General features: G+C 36.4%; 22 protein-coding genes, 1 pseudogene and 1 other annotated feature. Of the genes and pseudogenes, 6 read left to right on the top strand and 17 right to left on the bottom strand.

The genetic code is table 11. From position 1 onward, the window contains the following. Positions 1-137 precede the first annotated feature (137 nt). Positions 138-356 carry a DUF2187 family protein gene (locus CWR45_RS17340; RefSeq protein ID WP_245975452.1) on the bottom strand — a complete coding sequence of 73 codons (219 nt, stop codon included), beginning with the start codon at positions 354-356 and terminating at the stop codon, positions 138-140. A gap of 267 nt (positions 357-623) precedes the next feature. On the opposite strand from CWR45_RS17340, the gene CWR45_RS17335 reads away from it, so the two are divergent. Together CWR45_RS17335 and CWR45_RS17330 are read left to right on the top strand one after the other, a co-directional pair. After that, on the top strand, positions 624-1,463 hold the full coding sequence (locus CWR45_RS17335; RefSeq protein WP_115751093.1) for a metallophosphoesterase family protein: 840 nt from the start codon (positions 624-626) through the stop codon (positions 1,461-1,463). Positions 1,464-1,791: 328 nt separating this feature from the next. Then, entirely contained in the window at positions 1,792-3,024 is a 1,233-nt protein-coding gene (locus CWR45_RS17330; protein WP_115751092.1) for an EAL and HDOD domain-containing protein, read from the top strand. Positions 3,025-3,161: 137 nt separating this feature from the next. Here CWR45_RS17330 and CWR45_RS17325 read toward each other — a convergent pair whose 3' ends face one another. After that, entirely contained in the window at positions 3,162-5,540 is a 2,379-nt protein-coding gene (locus CWR45_RS17325) for a polyprenyl synthetase family protein (RefSeq protein WP_211315988.1), read from the bottom strand. Positions 5,541-5,602: 62 nt separating this feature from the next. Continuing rightward, on the bottom strand, positions 5,603-6,109 hold the full coding sequence (locus CWR45_RS17320) for a DUF1648 domain-containing protein (protein ID WP_115751090.1): 507 nt from the start codon (positions 6,107-6,109) through the stop codon (positions 5,603-5,605). A gap of 513 nt (positions 6,110-6,622) precedes the next feature. Between CWR45_RS17320 and CWR45_RS17315 the strand changes: the two are divergent. Next, a pseudogene (locus CWR45_RS17315) lies at positions 6,623-7,609 on the top strand (acrylyl-CoA reductase family protein). Positions 7,610-7,885: 276 nt separating this feature from the next. On the opposite strand, the gene CWR45_RS17310 reads toward CWR45_RS17315, so the two are convergent. The 11 genes from CWR45_RS17310 to CWR45_RS17260 form a co-directional block, all read right to left on the bottom strand. After that, the gene (locus tag CWR45_RS17310) at positions 7,886-8,422 is read right to left on the bottom strand and encodes a GNAT family N-acetyltransferase (protein WP_115751089.1); all 537 of its coding nucleotides are present in this window, start codon (positions 8,420-8,422) and stop codon (positions 7,886-7,888) included. 25 nt (positions 8,423-8,447) lie between these two features. Then, complete coding sequence (locus CWR45_RS17305; RefSeq protein ID WP_115751088.1) at positions 8,448-8,828, bottom strand: VOC family protein; 381 nt, start codon at positions 8,826-8,828, stop codon at positions 8,448-8,450. 14 nt (positions 8,829-8,842) lie between these two features. Continuing rightward, a complete protein-coding gene (locus tag CWR45_RS17300) occupies positions 8,843-9,193 on the bottom strand; it encodes a VOC family protein (RefSeq protein ID WP_115751087.1) in 351 nt (116 codons plus the stop codon). Between the two features lie 131 nt (positions 9,194-9,324). Then, positions 9,325-10,548: an MFS transporter gene (locus CWR45_RS17295; protein WP_115751284.1), complete on the bottom strand. Its 1,224-nt coding sequence runs from the start codon at positions 10,546-10,548 to the stop codon at positions 9,325-9,327. A 97-nt stretch (positions 10,549-10,645) separates the two neighbouring features. Continuing rightward, positions 10,646-10,952, bottom strand: a binding site (T-box leader). A 101-nt stretch (positions 10,953-11,053) separates the two neighbouring features. Then, positions 11,054-11,272, bottom strand: a complete 219-nt coding sequence (locus tag CWR45_RS17290; RefSeq protein ID WP_115751086.1) for a hypothetical protein — start codon at positions 11,270-11,272, stop codon at positions 11,054-11,056. A 141-nt stretch (positions 11,273-11,413) separates the two neighbouring features. Continuing rightward, on the bottom strand, positions 11,414-12,604 hold the full coding sequence (locus tag CWR45_RS17285; RefSeq protein ID WP_115751085.1) for a DUF4317 domain-containing protein: 1,191 nt from the start codon (positions 12,602-12,604) through the stop codon (positions 11,414-11,416). 232 nt (positions 12,605-12,836) lie between these two features. Further along, positions 12,837-13,607 (bottom strand): DUF817 domain-containing protein, encoded by a 771-nt coding sequence (locus CWR45_RS17280; RefSeq protein ID WP_115751283.1) that lies wholly within the window; start codon positions 13,605-13,607, stop codon positions 12,837-12,839. Between the two features lie 132 nt (positions 13,608-13,739). Continuing rightward, positions 13,740-13,967, bottom strand: coding sequence for a helix-turn-helix domain-containing protein (locus CWR45_RS17275; RefSeq protein ID WP_115751084.1), 228 nt, complete (start codon positions 13,965-13,967; stop codon positions 13,740-13,742). Positions 13,968-13,977: 10 nt separating this feature from the next. Then, a complete protein-coding gene (locus tag CWR45_RS17270) occupies positions 13,978-14,454 on the bottom strand; it encodes a DUF2975 domain-containing protein (protein ID WP_115751083.1) in 477 nt (158 codons plus the stop codon). 275 nt (positions 14,455-14,729) lie between these two features. Beyond that, on the bottom strand, positions 14,730-15,245 hold the full coding sequence (locus tag CWR45_RS17265) for a methylated-DNA--[protein]-cysteine S-methyltransferase (protein ID WP_115751082.1): 516 nt from the start codon (positions 15,243-15,245) through the stop codon (positions 14,730-14,732). Further along, a complete protein-coding gene (locus CWR45_RS17260; protein WP_115751081.1) occupies positions 15,242-15,811 on the bottom strand; it encodes a bifunctional transcriptional activator/DNA repair enzyme AdaA in 570 nt (189 codons plus the stop codon). Before CWR45_RS17260 ends, CWR45_RS17265 begins: the two co-directional genes overlap by 4 nt. A gap of 345 nt (positions 15,812-16,156) precedes the next feature. Between CWR45_RS17260 and CWR45_RS17255 the strand changes: the two genes are divergently transcribed. From CWR45_RS17255 to hxlB, 3 genes are all read left to right on the top strand, one after another. Beyond that, on the top strand, positions 16,157-16,525 hold the full coding sequence (locus CWR45_RS17255) for a winged helix-turn-helix transcriptional regulator (protein WP_115751080.1): 369 nt from the start codon (positions 16,157-16,159) through the stop codon (positions 16,523-16,525). 401 nt (positions 16,526-16,926) lie between these two features. Continuing rightward, the gene (hxlA, locus tag CWR45_RS17250; RefSeq protein WP_115751079.1) at positions 16,927-17,568 is read left to right on the top strand and encodes a 3-hexulose-6-phosphate synthase; all 642 of its coding nucleotides are present in this window, start codon (positions 16,927-16,929) and stop codon (positions 17,566-17,568) included. 16 nt (positions 17,569-17,584) lie between these two features. Further along, positions 17,585-18,142 (top strand): 6-phospho-3-hexuloisomerase, encoded by a 558-nt coding sequence (hxlB, locus tag CWR45_RS17245; RefSeq protein WP_115751078.1) that lies wholly within the window; start codon positions 17,585-17,587, stop codon positions 18,140-18,142. Positions 18,143-18,366: 224 nt separating this feature from the next. On the opposite strand, the gene CWR45_RS17240 is transcribed toward hxlB, so the two are convergent. The 3 genes from CWR45_RS17240 to CWR45_RS17230 form a co-directional block, all read right to left on the bottom strand. After that, a complete protein-coding gene (locus CWR45_RS17240; RefSeq protein ID WP_115751077.1) occupies positions 18,367-18,936 on the bottom strand; it encodes a hypothetical protein in 570 nt (189 codons plus the stop codon). A gap of 101 nt (positions 18,937-19,037) precedes the next feature. Beyond that, entirely contained in the window at positions 19,038-19,505 is a 468-nt protein-coding gene (locus CWR45_RS17235) for a hypothetical protein (RefSeq protein ID WP_115751076.1), read from the bottom strand. A gap of 49 nt (positions 19,506-19,554) precedes the next feature. Further along, complete coding sequence (locus CWR45_RS17230; RefSeq protein WP_115751075.1) at positions 19,555-20,118, bottom strand: GNAT family N-acetyltransferase; 564 nt, start codon at positions 20,116-20,118, stop codon at positions 19,555-19,557. Positions 20,119-20,321 lie beyond the last annotated feature (203 nt).

The raw sequence follows: 20,321 nt of genomic DNA, 5'->3' as shown, positions 1-20,321 counted from the left end.
GAATCGATGTTGACTTTCACAACAAGGGTAAAAGTGCGACTAAGCCACTAAGCCTCATGTGTAACCAAAATTGTATAGTTTCCTTAGCAATAAAAAATCCCACCAAATCAACCATTTGATGGGGTCTTTCGATTCAATTACTTCACTCGTTTATAATTTTTGTGATTAACTACAGTTTTTATGGGCTCTCCAGTAGTTGAATTCTCTCCGATTTTAATAATCACGGAATTTTCTCTTACTGTTAATACCTCGCCCTTCTTCCCTTTTTGTTCACCTTTTACAACATTGATTGTCTCCCCTACTTTCGCATGGTTAACATTCACTTCTTCTGTATTTGGAGTATTTCCTTCTGCCAAAACATGTTCCTCCTTTATTTAAGACGCATTCCTATTTTTTCATCTTGAGAGTAAAATACAATATATATATCTTACCATTTTTTCCATTCTAATTCATAAGTAAACCACTGAAACGAGTAGAAACTTTAACTTTTACTCATTTATTTAGTCGTGAATCGTTATATTGTATAAAACATATTATTTACAATACTTTTACAGCTTATTAATTAATCAATAATTATAACCTGTTATACTAGTTGTTAAAGAGTATGGAGGGATGGATTTATAATGAAAATTTCCGTTATCGGTGACTTGCATTTTTCAGCATTGAATGAAGATAATCGAATTTTTGAGAATGACCGGAATACATTTTATACAACATTTATTCAAAAGTTTTTTTCTACTCCAGCTGATTTATATGTTTCAATAGGTGATTTAACGAACTACGGATTACAAGAAGAATATGAGGCTATTTATAGATTAATTAACGAACAGGAAAAACCGTTTATCCATGTATTTGGTAACCATGATACGTATGGTTTATTACGTAATGATGTGCTCAACATCACAAAACAGAATCGTTATCATGCAATTACTACGGAAAAAGCAGTTCTCGCATTTCTTGATACGACTAGAGAACAAAATTATGATGTATGGGGCGGTACATTAGACTTAGAGCAGCAAAACTGGTTGACAGAGGTCGTTGAACAATCTGGAGAACTCCCAATTATTGTATTTGCCCATCATCCTGTACATAAAACAACGATGCATTCTGACCGTGAAAATCAATCGATCCATCCTGAAATTCCGATTTGGGATATATTAAACAAGAAGCAAGGGAAAGGATTATATATAAATGGTCATAATCATTGTATTTCTATTGCTGAGCGGGAACAATGGACATTTGTGCAATTAGCAGCAGTGCTAGATCAGCAAGCAACAAGTGTCATTACTATCGAAGATGCAGAGATTAAGATAGAATATATTGATCTCACCGATGAATCTTTACAACAGCAAGCAAAAACGATTGGGAATGCAATGGATCATTTTACTTTAGACCGCCATCAGTTTAGCATATTGGCGAATACCAATCATACCATTCCACTGAAGCACGTATTAAAACCATAATGTTTGGGCTATCAATGTTGATAGCCTTTTTCTTTTCGAATCAATGCTTATTGTTTGATGCTAATATGATTAAGTTACGAAATAGGAGCAAAGTTGATTCAGAAGGAAGATTCCCGATGAGAATGCAAAGCGCCCTCTTCACAAGGTAGATCACCAGCCGCCTAAGGTGTGTGAAGTGTATTTCCGGAGCGGTATACCAAGAAGCAAAATATCATTCTAACTTTTATGAGCGTATCCATACTATCCATCTACCTATTTTTAATATTATTGCTATAATATAAAAGCAGAGAAAAATGGAATTTTTTGAAATTCGTACAGAGGTGACATCTTGGAAATTTATGTAGCTAGACAGCCAATATTAAATACCGATGAAAAAGTTTGCGCATATGAATTATTGTATCGTAGCAATGAACAAAATGAGTTTTCAAATATAGATGGGGACCAAGCTACATTCAATGTAATCAATAGTTTCATGCATTTTGGTATTGGAGAATTATCAGAGGGGAAGCCTTGTTTTATAAATTTTACAGATACATTACTTACTCATTCTGTACCAGAATTCTTGCCTCCAGAAATGATTGTTGTAGAAATTCTCGAGACGGTGAGTCCTTCAGAGCAAATTGTTGAGAGCTGCAGGAAGTTAAAGGAGAAAGGATATAAAATTGCTTTAGATGATTTTATTATGCAAGACGAGGATACAAATTTTACGAAGCTGATAGAATTAGCTGATATTATTAAAATTGATATACATAATACGCCCTACCTAGAGAGAAAAGATATATTAAAAACGCTCGACCAGTATAATGTAACTTTGCTAGCTGAGAAAGTAGAGACAATGGCTGAATATGAGCAATGTAAAAAAGATGGCTATACTTATTTTCAGGGGTACTTTTTCAGTAAACCTGTCATACTATCCACGAATGATGTACCGATTTACAATCATAATATCGTACTTATTATGAATGAACTTGCACAGGCCGAACCAAATATTGACAGGATCACAGGAATCATTGAGACGGATATCTCTCTTTCAATTAAATTACTTCGTTTAATTAATTCACCGATGGTCGGATCGATTTATGAAATCAAATCAATCAAGCAAGCAATCGCTTATTTAGGATTTAATGAGTTAAATAAATGGATATTCCTGCTGTCCTTACGTGAAAGAGTAAATCAAAAAGAAAATCGACTGGATGAAGTAATGAAGATCTGCTTTATTCGTGCGAAGATTAGTGAATTAATTGCGGTATACAAAGGAAAACGGGCTGAAGCATCAAGTTATTTCTTAGTTGGTTTGCTTTCTTTAATTGATACATTAATGAAGCAGCCATTAGATAAATTAATGAGCGAGCTTCCATTAGACAATGAAATTAAAGATACAATCATAGGAAAACATACACAATACAGTGATATTTTCCATTTAACGTTAACGATGGAACGGGCCGATTGGGGCGAGCTAAATATACTTGCAAACAAGGTAGGTATCAGTCAGAGAAAGCTGTTTGAAATTTATAAAGAGGCATTAAGATGGACAAATGGGATTGTGAGTGAAACCCATTAGTTTTACCAAGGGCTTGAGGGCTAATCTACAGTCAGACCTTAAGCCTTTTTCATTTCCATTGATATAGCATCTTAATATCCTGACCCTTAAATAGAAAAAGAGCAGCTACATATTTGTAACTACTCTACAATATTTCCTTAATGATCCCGATGGACAAAATAATTCAAAACATGCTTCAGAAAAGAATGCTTGTGCTGTAAATCTTGTAATGCCTCCATACCAAGACAATAATGCTCCCACATCTCTCTTTTTGCACCTTCCTGACCTAAAACAGATACGAAAGTCGAATTGTTATTTTTAGCATCTCTATTTGGTGATTTCCCAAGCAGCGTTTGATCTCCTTCTACATCAAGTAAGTCATCCTTAATCTGAAAAGCGATTCCTGCATGACGAGCGAATTTTTTAAGTGCCTGTTTTTCTAATTCATCAGTTCCTGCTAAGATGGCTGGCATTATTAGAGCGGCCTCGAATCCTAATCCTGTTTTATAAAAACACATCTGATTCAATTGCTCCAGTGTCAATGATTCTCCTTTGGTTTTCAAATCCATCGCCTGTCCCCTGCACATTTCAGCAGTCACGCTGGCTGAATAGTGAATTAGCTGGAGCACCGATTTCGCGTCAAACGCTTCAAGTGATGCCTGCTCTTCAACCGCTTTTTGAGTCAAGAATAGACCAGTTAGTTCTGCTATGGCAGTGTTATATGCTTGATGTAACGTTGGATTTCCTCTACGAATATCCGCGTTATCCTGGGCTGGCAAATCATCGTAAATTAAGGAAGCTGTATGCATGTATTCCAATGATTTCAGCAAAGGCAGGATTGCAGTCTTATCTAATCCATATTCCTTTACGGCCATATACCAAGTAACAATTGGGCGTAGTCGCTTACCACTGCTATTTAAACTATAGTTTGCTGCATCAATGATTGGTACATTCTTTAATGTAACGGCTTCAGAATTAGAAATGGGTAAGAAATCATTGATTTCCAAACGCATCTCGCGGGTAACTTCTGTAAACTCTTCCTTCTCCTTTCGCTCCTGGCGCAAGTTGCTAATCATATGATCACGCAGTAGTTTATCGAAGAAGTCAACGTCTGTTGCATCACGAACAATATCTTGAACCGTTCGATTGAATGCAGGACTTCCAGAGAAAAACAGCTCCATTACTTCACTGTATCCCTGTTTGCCTTTTTTCTCTTTAAATCGTTTCAAGCCGTTTATCGCACGATTTAAAATCACCTCACGCGTCTTCGGGTCAGAATCATATACTTGATGAATTAAATTAGCGATAACCGTCCAATATAATTCAAACGGATTGATAAGGTCCAGACGTTCTCTATGGTGTTCGAGGTAATACGTATATGGTGTTACTCTTCCACCTTCCCGATCGTCAACCATATCGGCAAAATCATCTGCGAGCTGGTTGTATATACCGTAGTAAAATGTCCGATTATCAATGCCCTCATCCTCTGGTGCACTGATGATCGAACGAACAATTAACCGTGATGCAGAGGATTTTAATATGACTGGAATATACAGTTCTTCATTTGTATAGTTTTCATTTTTGAGATCCTTTATGCGGTCGACCTCTTGCGATTTAAAGAAAACATAGGCCTGCTCAAGAAAAGCTTTCCATTCCGCTTCGGGTTGATTTTCCTTAATATATTCAAAAGCAGCTTTTAGTTCAGAATGGATATATAGCATTAATCCTTTATTTTTCCCGGTCCACTCCCCTAATGCCGGAACATCACCTGTTACAAGTGAAACCCGAATCAGTTCCGAGTACTGCTCTCTTTCTTGCTCAGACAATACATTTGAATCAAGTAAATCATCAATAAATGGATAAGTTAGACCGTAAGCATATCCAAGTCTAATTGCTCTCTCAAGCCTTCTAGACTTTTCTTCCGATGAGACGCCGTCACCCATTTCTTCAACCTCTTGCATGACTAATCCTGCAATAATCTTGATTAATTTCCGCTGCGCCTCTTCGGCATCCATTTCTTCTGGTATATTCGCTGTTACCGTCTTAAGCTTTTCAGTTACCCAAATTAAGGTGGTTTCGATACCATTCCTTTGTGCTTTTCGGTATAATTTCGCCATGCTAAATACGTCATCATTGTTAGCTTGATTTGTTGTTAGGTCCTTTTTCAAACTGTTTACGACACTTTGAATCCGTTGCTTCGTCTCTGGCGAATCTAGAGCCTTCCCCATGTCCCGCATGAAAATATAGGAAATACTTCGATCAAGATAAGGCTCTAATTTCCCTGTCATATCCAACCACCCGATATACCTATGATAATCCTTTTGAGTTGGTTTCTTTTTATTTGTAAAAAAGGATAGTAGAGAACGGCGTTGGATATGATTCGGTTTCCATGCTTCAAAATCCTTTGTTAACGTTGGCACATATGTCTTTCCTGTATGCTGCTCCGCTAGAGTTTGAAAGTACTCTACAGCCTTTTGCTCTGCCAGTCGATATGATCTGTCAGCATTTATTATTGTTTTTTCATTCATACTTTTCATTACCTCAAATTCATGATTTCTTGAACATTCTCTTCTATTATATTAATCAAACCATATATCTATTATTGTATTTTTCTCTGTTTTACAATACCAATTATTATTGGAATAAACACGCTGAATAATGCTGCGGGTAAAAACCATCCTCCTAGCGGCTTCCCCCAAGCTAAGGCAATTGAAATTGACTCGAATATTATAGATGCAAGAATTATTTGTGAAATATTTTTTAATTGATTAACCATCTTCCTGCTATTTAAATAGAATTGTTGCGCATTAATTGAATTAAGTCGTTCGGGATAGTTATGAGTTTCTGGGTATCTCTCAAATACTTGCATTAATATAATTATGAGGGCGCCTATTATTGGCAATATTAATAGCTCCCATTTTACTCCCCACCGGTCAACTTCCCCAAGTGCATTATAATGTGCTGGAACCTGAACTGGCAGTGAATTCCAGACAACGATTAGTAAAATAATGCTTCCAATATGACATGAAAGTCCAATAATATCCCATATGAATTCACTTTTAGTCTTTTGAATTTTAAGCTTAGGACGATTCGAAGCGTTTGCCATTGTAACACTCCCCCCGGAATGTTTAATCTTATTTATAATGGTAACTGTAATACGTGTGCGTGATGAAAAAGATTCATCTTTTTTGGTATTGTTATTATGTAGGTTAGAGTTAATTTTTGGTAATTACCACCACGCTCGTTCTGCTGTCCGAAGGTTATGCTTAATTTCCCTACGATTTATCTAAGTTAAAATCGTGCCCAATCATATTGCTCACAATAGTTCACGGATATCAAGTTGGGATAGAATATTACTGAAGTTTATTCTTTACTGGCTATTCTCAAAATGATATCGTGGGTGTGTAAATTAAGAGAGCTATACAAGTCTAGGTATATTAAGTTTGTAAATGTTGAAGAGTTAGCGTCGTTATTCAAATGGATGCCTCGGAGCTACGAAGGGGGCACATTTTCATTATCGGAATGTTATGTACATGATGATGAAGAGATTTATTGTTGCTCATTCAACTAGTACCTGTATTTTTAAAGAAAAAAGAACAGAAAGGAAATGATTATCAAAATGAATAAATTTAAAGCACTGGTATTAGATAAAGTAAACGATGAGACGAATTTAGAAATCAAACAATTAAGCATGGATGATCTTCCAGAGGGAGAAGTAACCATTCAAGTGGAATATTCAAGTGTAAACTTTAAAGATGGTTTAGTAGCGATTCAAAATAAAATTATAACCTCCTATCCAATGGTACCAGGAATTGATTTAGCTGGAACGGTTATTCATTCAAAAGATGAAAAATACAACCCTGGGGATGAAGTCATTGTTACTAGCTATCAATTAGGTACAGGACATTTTGGCGGATTTAGTGAAATTGCACGTGTACCTTCAGGCTGGGTTGTTCCTCTTCCAAAAGGATTATCTTTAAAGGAATCTATGATTCTTGGAACCGCTGGGTTTACCGCAGCATTATCAGTTCAAAGAATGGAGGATAATGGATTAGAACCTAGCCAAGGACCTGTTTTGGTAGCTGGTGCTACTGGTGGAGTGGGAAGTCTTGCCGTCAATATATTAGCGAAAAAGGGCTATGAAGTTGTAGCAAGTACTGGAAAATCAGAACAAGAAGAATATTTGTAGGGGTTAGGCGCGAAACAAATTATTCATCGCGATGAAATTGTAGATAACAATAATCAGTCACTACGTGAGGAAAAGTGGGCTGGAGCTGTCGATCCTGTAGGTGGTAAAACGCTTCAGTACATTCTAAGTACATTGAAGTATGGCGGTTCTGTAGCTACATGTGGTTTTACGGGTGGGAGTGATTTGTCTACAACCGTTTTTCCTCATATTTCCAGAGGTATTAATTGGCTTGGTATTGACTCGGTTCAATATCCAATGGAAAAGCGTGTAGAAATTTGGAATCGTCTAGGTGATGATTTGAAACCAACAGTGTTGGATGCCGCGATGGTAAATGAAATCTCATTAGACAAGTTGTCAGAGGTATTACGTTCAATTTTACAAAGTAACGTAAGTGGAAGAACTCTTGTAAAATTATAAATTACCGAGGTAAAGGGAAAAAGGAAATCATTTGGATATCCTCTTTCCCTCTTCTCACTCCAATCTTCTTAGCAATCGCATGCCTTCATGCTAGACGTTAAAAGCCACTTCAAGAAGCAATAGTGTCTCATATCGACTGTTGTGATATGCTTCTTTTGTTAGATCGTCAAGCTACGAAGAATCCATTATTTCCATTCTGATTTTAATTAGAAAACTTAGTTATCACCAAGGCTTTCGCTGACAGCCTTAGTTGCAACATATGTAGTAAGAAAGCTTTTATGCTTTCTTAACTACCAATGAAAAGATTAATGCATCGTAAGACTGATTATTTTGATGGAGATATCCCCTCAACAAACCTTCTTTAATAAAACCTAAGCGAGTTAATAAATGAATTGATGCCTCATTCTGCGGATAGGTTACAGCTCCTATTCTTACCAAATCTAATTCTTCAAACGAATACCTTAATACCTCTTTTACTGCTTCCGTTGTAATGCCTCTATTCCAATAGGAAGGATGCAATTCATATCCAATCTCAGCTCTCTTACTCCTAATACTAAGATTATTTAGTCCCACTGTACCAACGAAATCATTTGTCTCTTTTAATATGATTCCCCATCTTACTCCCCTATTGTTTTCATATGCAGCTTGAAGAGACTCGATCATTTTTGCAGCATCCTCAAAACTTTTCAAACTATCCATCCCATAATATTTCGTTACTCTGTCACTAGACATAATCTCAAAATAACTTTGTGTATGCTCCTTTTTCACTTGAACTAATTTCAGTCGAATTGTTTCCAGCTCAGGAAATCCCATAAAATTCTCCCTTTATTTTAATCGTTTAACAGTTACAAATCATAACCACATTTCCGTCTGGATCTTCAATATTAAACCAGGCTGTGTCTCCGACTCTTTCTATTTCTCTAACAATTGTAATGTCTTTGTTTTTTATATATTTATATGCGTCATCAATATTTGGGGCATAAAGATTAAAAATCGGGCTTGGACTTACATTATGTTTAAAGCCTGGATCAAAGGTATGGTCATCTAAAGTTAGAGAAGTTGTCCCTATTATTGGTACGTTAAAAACTGGGGAAACTACTTTGTCTAGATTGACTTGCAACCCTAACAAATCAGAATACCATCTTGCCGCGCCCTTTAAATCTGTCACATGAATAAACACGCCATTCATTTGATTTTTTATTGGAATTATTTTTTCCATTTAATAACCACCTATTATTTATTTTGAATAAGTCCAATCCCAAGTCCAACAGGATCTACCAAGTAAGCAAGATAAAAAGCAGCAAATTCCATTTTTTCCCGTACAACCATCGCACCATTGTCTTTAGCTTTAGCAACGGCCTCATCAATTGAATCTACTTCAATTTGGATCCTTATTCCATGAGGATAATCATTTGGACCTTTTCCAATTCCCCCGTTAATTCCAGGCTTTACGGAGTCCCCAGTTGTAACAGGCCAATAATCCCACTGGGCTTCAGCAATTTCCCAGCCAAATACATTTGAATAAAATTCTTCTGCTTTTTCAGGCTCTTGACTGTTAAGTTCAAAACCAATCACTCTTCCCAACTTTTTCACTCCCTTCTTCAAAAACATCATTAACTGGTTACAACCTCTCGTAATAATTAACTTTCAGGACGGAAGATTCTAAAAATTCATTTTAATAATATCATAAGTACACAATCGATTAAAGATATTTTTCATACTTGATACAATTCCTTTTTCGAAGGATGTAAGCTAAATATTAATAGGATCAAGGATAAAATCATCATCACGAAAACACCAATAATTACAGTTAATTGAATAGATATCATTTGAGCAGCTATTCCCATGATGCCTGTAGCTGCTATAATTAATATTGCTTCAATTAGACTATAAATACTCCTAACTCTCCCCATCATATTAACTGGTATGTTATTTTGATAGAATGTAAGGAACCCAGTATTGGCATATGCGTTAAAAAATGATAGAACGAAAAATCCTATCCCTGCAGCGAGGAAAGAATCTGAAAAAGCATATATAATATATCCGATTGAGACGAATACTGCACCACATCCAATTAATAATGAGGTTCTCATATTTTTTAGTAGTAAAGCATTTAAAATAGCACCAGTAATAATACCTGCCCCAGCAATCGTCACGAGGAAACCATATTCACTATTTGATAAAAATAAAACCTCTTTAGCAAAAGCAGCTTCAAGTGAATCAATTGCACTTGCCATTACGACCATGACACAGCTGAATAAAAAATTTATGATCATAATATAGCTATGTTTACGACTGAAATTAAGCACTTCAATCCAATCATTTTTTAATAAATCAATGGTCATTTTATCTTCTGAAGGAGAGGCAATCATTTGTTTTTCCAGATTTGGCATTAAAAACGTAATGATTCCTGAAAAGAATAAGGCAATAGCATTCAAATAAATTGCAAATACAGGTGCACCTATAAGAAATAGCATGCCTGCAACCGCTGGACCAGTTAGAAAAGCACCCGAAGTAACTAAACTATGGAGGGAATTAAACCTTTTTCTAGCTTCGGAAGGTATTAATTTTGTAATATAAGTCATAGAGGCCGGCTCAAAAATAGAACTAGCCATATTCAGGATAAAAACTATGAAATAAATTAGCGGTATAGATGATATTACCGGCAATAGAATTATCAGCATCGCTCGGAAGATATCAAGGAAGATCATTAGTTTCCGCTTGTTTAAACGATCAATAATACTTCCAGACCAAAAATTCGTAAATATAGTAGCTAAAGGTTTTATGATATACAAACCTGATACTGCTAGTGGTGAACCCGTCATATCTAAAACAATTAAATTCAACGCGATAAAGTAAATCCATTCGCCGATATTTGAAATGCCAATTCCGAACAATAGCATGGAAGGATACTTCCATGAAGCTATTTTACGTTTCAACAACATATAATCATCCCCCCATCATCCATATATACTGATCACAACACGATATACTCCTTTAATAAAAACAAAAAAATCCCACCCCCAAGACCTTAGCCTTGGGGACGAGATTTCTATAATCGTGGTGCCACCCCAGTTTGTTAATATGTCACCATATTAACCTTTTCAAGTACGGCAAAAGAACTTAGCGCTAGCACCGATTTAGTGATGTATGGGTGCATTCGCTGAACGAAATTTGCTTATACTTTAGCTCTATAACAGGAGCTCCTGTCACGCCATCATTTTCTCAAATCCAACGTGATGCTCTGAGACTTGCTTCAATGAAATGATTCATACTCCGTTTCAGCATCTGGAGCTCTCTGTTATGAATCGATTTCATTTACTCTTCTCTTCATCGCTTTTCCAGTATTTATTTTCAGATATCTTATCATTTAGAAAACTATAATACAATACCTAATTGTATTGTCACTCTTAGTTTGCTAAGTAACTAAAAGGGATCCTACTATCAATCACTTAAACCTTCTAGAAATTCATTTACCTGATCACTCACTTCTTTGTAATTCATCCAATGTAAATAATGGTGGCCCTCCATAGTTACAAGTTTATTCGACTCGCCATTATCTAATTGCGTATTTAAAAATGTTATATTCGATTTATCCTCTTCATTTCCATTCTCATCTTTCTTAGTAAAAATCATCTCAGGAAGTACAGACGGTAATGTCATATCAATAGAACTATTACTATTATAAATTTCATTTGCTTCAACAACTGCAGTTTCTCTATGTATCCATAAGGTGCTAACAGTAACTTCTAATAAAAACAGACAGATTCTTTACATAAGTAAATAATCTGCCTCTTCCATCGCTTATTCTGGGTCTTTTTCTGCCTTTTGGAACAATGCTTCTGGGAGCATTTCAAAGCCTTCAATCATCGTATTTTCCTCTAATTCAATAATGAGGCAGAGCTTGCCATCTATATGAACTTGTCGAACATAACGGAGCTCTTGGGGACTCACTGAAAGATCCGCTACTTTTGTTTTAATTTTGATTGACTTTGAGGAATATTTTGGAACAATGCTCGTTGCCTTCATCTCATAGCTTTTATCATCAATTATTTTATCAAACGCAGATTCAACCTTTTCTGCATCAATATCTTGTATGCCACTATTCTTCAGCACGTTCGCTACATCTTTATAATCGATTTTCGGTGCTTCCGGCTCCTCATTTTCCTCGATCACACGCTGAATTTCATCATAGACATTGGCAAGGGTAGATGTATTGATCTGTTCACCTGCAACATCTTTAACAATTTCTTCAAAAATTATTTTATCGTCTTCAGCTGTCATTGCCTCTTCCGCATTAAGTACCTTCTCGATGAAATGATAATCCAGTTCGTAAGCCTTCTCTGCAGAATAAAGCACCCGATTCACATCTGCAGCATGATCAGTAAAGCAAGGGAAAAGAAATCCTCCAATTGGTGCCTTCAGATTAATCACTGGGTCGACAACGAAATGATACTTGAATTCCTTCTCTACATAGTCAAACAGCAATTCCTTCTTCGGATCCTGCGTTTTATTAATACTGCATAGAATGAAGGAATGTGAATAAACCTTATCTCGACCGCTTTCCTCTGTCTCTTCATTGCTTCGCTTGGTCGGCTTTAGATACTCACCGCGAATAAATGTAGCGACAATATCATGTTCATATTGTTTATCTGCCAGCATTTTTTCGACGAGCTGAAGCATCTGACTCATCCACTCTTCCGTATCGTTTGCTAAAATCCCTTGGTGAAGAATCAGCTGACTGCTGTTCTCTACGTCCCGCTGGAATTTCAATTCAAATAATTTCTGATCCAGTTGACCTGTTAGAACCTTCTTAAAGTTCGCCATAAATAAATCTTGCTGTTCCTGTTCCAGCATCTCAAATGGTGTGCTTTCGTAATGGTAAATATCACTGGATTCTTTCATAATATACACATTAAAAATATCGTTAATTTTTAATAAATCATTATTTACTTTAAATTGCTTCTTAATATCGGCTATATCTTTTTTATTCAAAATCGCTCCGCTCCTGATCATTGAACTTTAGCCTCACTGCTTATGCAAGTTATACGGCATTGTTCCATTTTAACACAGAAATGATTATTTTCCGTATCTGTCATTTGGAATAATGATCGTTCGTTTTAACATTACTTTTTCTCCATTTATTATATTCAGGGTCTTGCACGCTGGAAAAATACAGTCTAAAACATGGGATCCCTTTTATACTTATATACTAGTATTCCGGCCGTTATACCTGTTCGATTTTCCTCTTAACCTGCTTTAATGTCGCTACAATTAGAAAGCTGACAATCACCAACAAGACCCATGAACTGACCTTACCTAAATGAACTAGACTCCATGTATCCGTTTGGTTTGGATATTCCCATGCTCCAAAGAATGTTGCGATATTTTCCGCTATCCAAATAAACAATCCGATAAGCACAAAAGATAGTGCAAGTGGCATACGGTATCTGGTTCCACCAACCTTGTATGTGACCCATGATCGCCAAAAGACGATAATCACAAGTCCTGCTAACCAATAGCGAATATCAATCCAATAATGGTGGGTGAAAAAATTTAAATATATTGCAGCTGCAAGAGGAACTACTACTAAAAACGGCGGCCACTTAACAAGTTCAACTTTTAGCCTTCTCCACGCCTGACAAAGATAACTAGCTACACTTGCATACATGAACCCACTATATAAAGGAACTTCAAAAATTTTGAAATACCCTTCCTCTGGATAGGACCAGGACCCCATATGTACTTTGAATATTTCAAGAGCAAGTCCAACAAGGTGAAACAGTGTGATAACTTTTAGTTCATCCTTTGTTTCAAGCCCAGAGCGTACCATCCACCACTGCATTAAAAGGAAGATGATAAGCAGCCAGTCATACCGTGGCATGAATGGCAGTGGAACGATTTGCGTGATGGCCAAAGAGGTAAAAATAACGACAGGAAACAAACATGATAGTGCCTGCTCCCAGCCGAAACGAACGAGTTGCTTTAAAGCTCTCAGGATATGTACCCTCAAAGTTTTTTTCTGAACATCATTCTGAATGGTTAAATTCATAACTAACTCCTCTCTTTTGAATTGAATTTATTAAAATTATGGAAAGGAGTTCTTCCCCTGTCCTCTTCGTCTTACCAGTTACGATCCATCATGCGTTTCTTCATCACTTCGGTACTCCAAAATATCCCCAGGTTGGCAATCTAATGCCTTACATATCCTCTCTAAAGTGGTTAATCGAATCGCCTTTGCCTTTCCATTTTTCAATATAGAAAGGTTCGCCATTGTTATTCCAACTCTCTCTGAAAGTTCCGTTACGCTCATTTTTCTTTTAGCCAACATCACATCAATATTAATAATAATTGCCATTTTACTCACCTCAGACCGTTAAATCATTTTCAGATTTTATATCAATTGCTTCTTTTAGTAGTTTTTGAAGAACAGCAGCAAATACCGCGATTACCATTGAAGCAAAGATAGGGACCATTCCGATTATGATGAGACCCGGTGCATCGTCTAACTCTGCTACGATATATATAAATGGCAATATTATCACATACAAACCACTGATTATCATTGCACAAGACTTGATATTCTTTAGAGATTTAACTGACAACTCAGAGAAAGAACGGTTCTTGTCAATATAGCTTAAAAGCTTTAAAGCCTGATACAACGCGGCAAAATACGGTATCACCGATACATACATACCTATTAAAATGGGATACAGTATATGGTTATAATCTGGATTTACAGGGTTATTGGCTAACCAAGGTAGACCGAATATGCACAAAGCAAGAACTGGTATACCAAGAAGAATAATTGCCACCTTTAAAAAGAGTGTTGAAACTTGTTTCATTAAAAGCACCTCAATTCATTATTTTCATTTTTGATTCTAACACGTAATTTATCGTTTCACAATAAATAAATGTTGATTTATATTATATTTTTATTGCAACAGAAAGAAACTTTGATTCTTAGATTAGCCAACTTGGTTGTCACAATGATTTGTTACAGCAAAGAAAAAAGCATTCCTCATTACAAGGAAATGCTCGGTAACGTTAAACGAACGATTCAATTTATAGCTTGTTAGTCTGTCACAATTTACTTTTATCTGGATATTTCACTATGCGTCTACTTACTCTCCAAACCGAGTAATTTTTCCTTCATTGGGATGCCTCCACGGTAGCCTGCCATTTTCCCGCCTTTACTAATTACACGATGGCATGGGACTACGATCAATACTGGGTTTGCACCAATTGCCGTTCCAACCGCACGTACGGACTTTGGCTTACCAATCTGTTCAGCAATATCTGTATATGTCACCGTCTCCCCAAATGGAATGTTCTGCAACGATTTCCACACAGCATCCTGGAAGGTCGTACCAATTAAATCAACAGGTAGATTAAACGCTTTACGGTCTCCGTTCAAGTAATCAACCAATTGATCTGTATAGATGGAAATCTTGTCACTGTCGTCAACTAGACTAGCTTTCGGTCTATTCTTTTCAAACCATGCTTCCATTTCCTTGATTCCAGCTCCCTGGGAGCCGACATAGCATAATCCTTCTTCCGATACCGCAAGATAGATAGACCAATCGTCTACGTTAATTAGTCCGTAAAAAATGGTTTGTTCTTCATTGTACCTCATCTGTCAGCACCTTTACCTCTTTTTTTTCGATATTCCCGCGGCGTTTCTCCTCTCCATTTCTTAAAACTAACAGAAAAATATGCCGCATTCGGAATGCCGATTAAAGCAGCAATTTCTCCAATCGGTTTATTTGTTTGTTGTAAATATCCGATTGCTTTCTTCATCCTAATTTCATGCAAATAATCTAATGGTGTAATACCAGTAATACTTTTAAAAACACGATGCAAGTGAAATGGACTGCCATGACAGCCCGCCGCAATAACATTTAATGTTAAATAGCTTGAATATTTTTCTTCCATATACGTTTTTGCGTGTAGTACCCACTCTTCGCCTGGTAAACGGTAATCTGCTGATTTACATCGTTTACATGGTCTGTACCCTCCATGTAGGGCATCCTCGGCATGATAGAACACCGAAACGTTATCATAATTCGGTACCCGCGATTTGCAGGATGGCTTACAAAATATTTTCGTTGTCTTCACAGCATAGAAAAACTGATTATCGTAGGATTTATCATTTTCGTTGATTGCCTCCCATTGTTTATCTGTTGCAGGATGATTCTTTATTTGTTTTGTTCATAATGTCATCAGCAGAATCTCCTTTCCAAAGCTTCTACAAGTATTATACCTCGAGAAGGTGATGATGGATTATTTTTTAGGATTAAAAAGCAAGATGTCAAAAGTCGTAACATATTCGTACGACTTACAATTCTATTAGCTTATTACTATTATTGCTATTCTACCTTAATTTTGGTATTGGCTTAAATGAAATTTACACGTAGTTTCGGTATTAAATAAGCCGCTTTCGAAGACAATAATCATTCTACATGTAATAATAGAGGAACATGTATCGATACCCAATTATCTGGTAGAGACAAAATTGACTTGACATTCACGAAGGAGTTGAATAAATTGGGACATCTTTGTGATAAGGTGTATAACTGTGAAAAAGAACTAACCCTCGGTGTAATCGGCGGTAAATGGAAGATGCTCATCTTATGGCATCTTGGTAAACAAGGGACAAAGCGATTTAATGAGCTTAAGTCGCTTATGCCAGGTATCACACAAAGAATGCTCGTTAAACAGCTGCGCGAGCTTGAGGAAGATCTCATCGTCCATCGCGAAGTATATCCTGTTGTTCCACCAAAAGTAGAATATTCATTAACTGAACACGGCATAAGTTTATTGCCTATTCTTGATATGATGTATAGATGGGGAGAAGACTACATGAACAATGTTGCGAGTAAAAACGGAGTAGAGATTACAGAAGTTATGAAGTAATTTTTAAGCCGTTTGTTAGGGATTGGCAGGTATTAATAATTACCTATTTCATTCTTGTACATTTCCTCGTCTTTGTAATCAAAGTTAACCGATTACACTCCTATGAGTTTCCTTATTCTCAATGGGCAATGTTCGACTTATTCGCCATTTCGAGTGGCAACGTCGAACCACCTACCCCACACCCTTGAAAAATTTAAGGGCGATAATTCTCAAGGGTGCTTCAATGATTCTGTTGAGCTCAGTCCGTGCATCGCTATTCGCCCTTCTGCTTTTGTTCACTTTCACAGTATACTTTATGTGACTATGTGATGTTAATGTGCGTACTTACAATTCTTGTAAATTTACTTTAGAGTAATAAGTATAGTTAAATAAACTAAATTATTCTAAGGAGTGGAATATTCATGGAACTTCAATTAGCATTAGATCTTGTTAACATTCCAGAAGCGATTGAGCTTGTAAAGGAAGTAGAAGAATCAATTGATATCGTAGAAATTGGTACACCTATTATCAATAGCGAGGGTCATGCGGCTGTTCGTGAGATGAAAAATGCATTCCCAAATTTAACTGTACTTGCGGATGTTAAAATTATGGATGCTGCTGGTTATGAAGTATCCCAGGCTTCTGCAGCCGGAGCAGATATTATCACGATACTTGGTGCAGCGGAAGACAGCTCTATCCAAGGAGCAGTAGAAGAAGCGAAGAAATTAGGCAAGAAAATTCTAGTCGATTTAATAGCAGTAAAAGATATAGAAAAACGCGCGAAAGAGCTAGATTCATTTGGTGTTGATTATATTTGTGTCCACACTGGCTATGACCTTCAAGCAGAAGGTAAAAATTCCTTTGAAGACCTAGAAACAATAAAAGGCGTAGTTAAAAATGCAAAAACTGCCATTGCTGGGGGCATTAAATTAGAAACATTACCAGAAGTAATTAAATCACAGCCAGACCTAATTATTGTCGGCGGTGGAATAACTAGTAAGGACGATAAGAATGCTGTAGCTGCCGAAATGAAAAAGCTAATCGTAGAAAGCACGGTAGCTTAAGAAGGGAAGCGGCAAGATGCAGAATGCACAATTTATACGAAGAATTATCGATGAATTACATTATGCTGCTGAGCAATTAACGCATACAGATGTGGAAACACTCGTCGAGAGTATTCTAACATCGAATAAAATTTTTGTTACCGGTGCTGGTCGCTCAGGTCTAATGGGCAAGGCATTTGCCATGCGCATGGCGCATATGGGACTTGATTCTTATGTCGTAGGCGAAACTATAACAGCGACATTTGAAGCTGATGACCTCCTAATCGTTGGTTCTGGTTCAGGTGAGACAAAGAGTCTGATTCCAATGGTTGAAAAGGCAAAAAGCATTGGTGGAAAAGTTGCCGTTGTCACAATATCTCTAGACTCTACACTTGGCAGATTAGCAGATGTAACCGTCCAGTTACCTGGTGCACCTAAGGACCAGTCAACAAGTGAATACCGAACAATACAGCCAATGGGCTCTTTATTCGAACAGACCCTGTTATTGTTCTATGATGCGCTTATTTTAAGCTTCATGGAGAAAAAAGGGCTCGACTCACAGACGATGTATGGGAAACATGCGAACCTTGAATAGATTTAGAGATTGAAGCAGCTGAGATTTTTTCTTAGCTGCTTCTTACCTGCCGATATATAAAACCTCGTTTATAAAACTGCCCCTAAGTAAAGAGCAAGTATAGCGCTTGATAAACAAAGGTAATATGTACGATTTGTTTACTGCTATTTATTTAATGAAGATACTTTCATTTTTCAGCAAGAACGATGATCACCTCTATCCAACTTGCTTCATCCGCTATTGTTTCAAGCATTGGTCATATCCTGATTTTTGTTCCTTCCCAGCCGATACAATAAATGAGTTAAATTAATGAATAATAGCGGAAAACCAAATCCAAATAGGTAGGAAATGATTTTATCCCCGAGGTCTTGTCCAAAGATATATCGCATTAACCCTATCTCCCACTCTCGGTGACCTCCCATAGTTGCTCCGGCTACGAATAAGACGGGAAAAACAATAATCAGTAATACACCTAATGCAAATGTATTAAACCAGTCTTTCCCCTTTAACTTAGGAACAATAACTTCACCCCAAAAGCCAAAGACAAAAACAGCACCAATAATCACCAATAAGATGATTTGCAGGAATAATGTCCCACTGGCTGCCTTTAGACCAGAAAACAAACATAATATTGAAACTAGAATAAAAGAACCGTAGCCTATAAAAGGATACATCCTTTCTATCCTAAAAATTACGCCAATAATAGTTAATATGGAATACATAATAAATATAGAAAGTGCAACTAACGTAAATAGTGAATCATAAAATGGCATCCAGATTGTAAAAAGAAAGATTAAAGGTAATGGGATAGACATTAGCAATCCCCACTTATATGCTTTTCTTTTTTAAAATTTTTTCTTCCGTTTAATTTTACTCAAGCAATTCAACCTATCTTTCAATTATGTATTTAAAAGTTCTAATCCCAATGATTAAATATGACCTCACCAACCGTTTTCGGCTGCCAATAGGCAATTTTCTCCATTTCTAACCTACTTAATCCATTGACATTTAACAGCATGCCCTTTCTAGATCCAAGGTTTAGATGTAAATCTTCATTTAATTCTCTCGCCTGCAAAACTCGATAATAAGGGCGAAATAAACCGGAAAGTTCCGACTCATCTACAAAATCAATAGCAGAATAACAAACATTCGAAGCAAATGCCACAAATGGATACATTTCGTTTAATAAGATAAACCGCAGCCGACCAAAAATCTTAACCTCTGTTAAAAAATAGTTTGTAGCTAGCTTTGGATTTGTAAAACAGATTACTTTACCGCCATATTGAGTGATAAATGTGTAGCAATGCTTTTTGAATTGCTTTCTATCCTGCTGATCATGCATATTATCTTCTGTAATACCAGTTACACCCTTTAGAAGTAACATTATGTTCCCACCTAACTAAATCTATAACTATATGTAAATATGAAATTTATTATTTAAGTTCCACAAAATCCTGTTTCAATAATGAATACATGTATAAATCATCGAATTTACCACCAGTAAACTCATAATTTCTCAACAAGCCTTCTCGAATAAATCCTTGTTTTTCCACTAGCTTTAGTGATGGTATGTTGGGCGGTTCAATTAGTGCTTCAATCCTTTGTAAGTTGAAACACTCGAACCCATAACTTATTACGGCATGGAGCGCTTCACTTGCAATTCCTTTTCCCCAATAACTGCTGCTTAGTTCATAGCCAATTTCGGTTCGATGATGTTCGGGGACCATGTTTAGAAAGCCACAGCTACCAATTACTACATCTTCTTCTTTCAAGGTGATTCCCCATCTAATTCCCTTTTTATTATCGAGTATCGATTGATACCATGCTATTTCACTTAAAGCTTCGTCAACTGTTTCAAAAGGGGCTAATCCATAATATTTCATTACTTCTTTATCAGATAGATAGCGAAAAATACTGTTCGCATCGCTTATATTTATTTTTCTTAATACTAATCGATTTGTTTCAATTATCGGAAATGGAACAAGATTTTTAGTCAAAGCAGTTTCCTCCTTTTTTTTTAAATTCTTTCATTAGTTTAGCATTAATAATTCAAATAATGGAATTATTTTTATACCGTTATCTCATTTGACAGCCTTCATATTCGCTCACGCTCTAGAATTCTACTTAGGCAATATCCTTATTGTTACTGAATCGGGCTCATGGCTAGTTCATCGTCATCCGGGGGTGCATATACATACAG

Origin of the sequence: Oceanobacillus chungangensis, from assembly GCF_003369565.1 — a bacterium.
In the GTDB taxonomy this organism is placed as follows: Bacteria; Bacillota; Bacilli; order Bacillales; family Amphibacillaceae; genus Oceanobacillus; species Oceanobacillus chungangensis.
Note: the sequence above shows the minus strand (reverse complement) of the source record. Positions and strands in the feature narration are given on the sequence as shown.

Excerpts from the sequence above, each read along its gene's own strand:
- CWR45_RS17275 (WP_115751084.1), bottom strand. The coding sequence starts at position 13,967 with ATGGCAATTATTATTAATATTGATGTGATGTTGGCTAAAAGAAAAATG.
- CWR45_RS17310 (WP_115751089.1), bottom strand. The coding sequence starts at position 8,422 with ATGGGATTTCCTGAGCTGGAAACAATTCGACTGAAATTAGTTCAAGTG.
- CWR45_RS17265 (WP_115751082.1), bottom strand. The coding sequence starts at position 15,245 with ATGAGGTACAATGAAGAACAAACCATTTTTTACGGACTAATTAACGTA.
- CWR45_RS17240 (WP_115751077.1), bottom strand. The coding sequence starts at position 18,936 with ATGTCTATCCCATTACCTTTAATCTTTCTTTTTACAATCTGGATGCCA.
- CWR45_RS17290 (WP_115751086.1), bottom strand. The coding sequence starts at position 11,272 with ATGACATTACCGTCTGTACTTCCTGAGATGATTTTTACTAAGAAAGAT.
- CWR45_RS17335 (WP_115751093.1), top strand. The coding sequence starts at position 624 with ATGAAAATTTCCGTTATCGGTGACTTGCATTTTTCAGCATTGAATGAA.
- hxlB (WP_115751078.1), top strand. The coding sequence starts at position 17,585 with ATGCAGAATGCACAATTTATACGAAGAATTATCGATGAATTACATTAT.
- CWR45_RS17325 (WP_211315988.1), bottom strand. The coding sequence starts at position 5,540 with ATGAAAAGTATGAATGAAAAAACAATAATAAATGCTGACAGATCATAT.
- CWR45_RS17320 (WP_115751090.1), bottom strand. The coding sequence starts at position 6,109 with ATGGCAAACGCTTCGAATCGTCCTAAGCTTAAAATTCAAAAGACTAAA.
- hxlA (WP_115751079.1), top strand. The coding sequence starts at position 16,927 with ATGGAACTTCAATTAGCATTAGATCTTGTTAACATTCCAGAAGCGATT.
- CWR45_RS17305 (WP_115751088.1), bottom strand. The coding sequence starts at position 8,828 with ATGGAAAAAATAATTCCAATAAAAAATCAAATGAATGGCGTGTTTATT.
- CWR45_RS17270 (WP_115751083.1), bottom strand. The coding sequence starts at position 14,454 with ATGAAACAAGTTTCAACACTCTTTTTAAAGGTGGCAATTATTCTTCTT.
- CWR45_RS17235 (WP_115751076.1), bottom strand. The coding sequence starts at position 19,505 with ATGTTACTTCTAAAGGGTGTAACTGGTATTACAGAAGATAATATGCAT.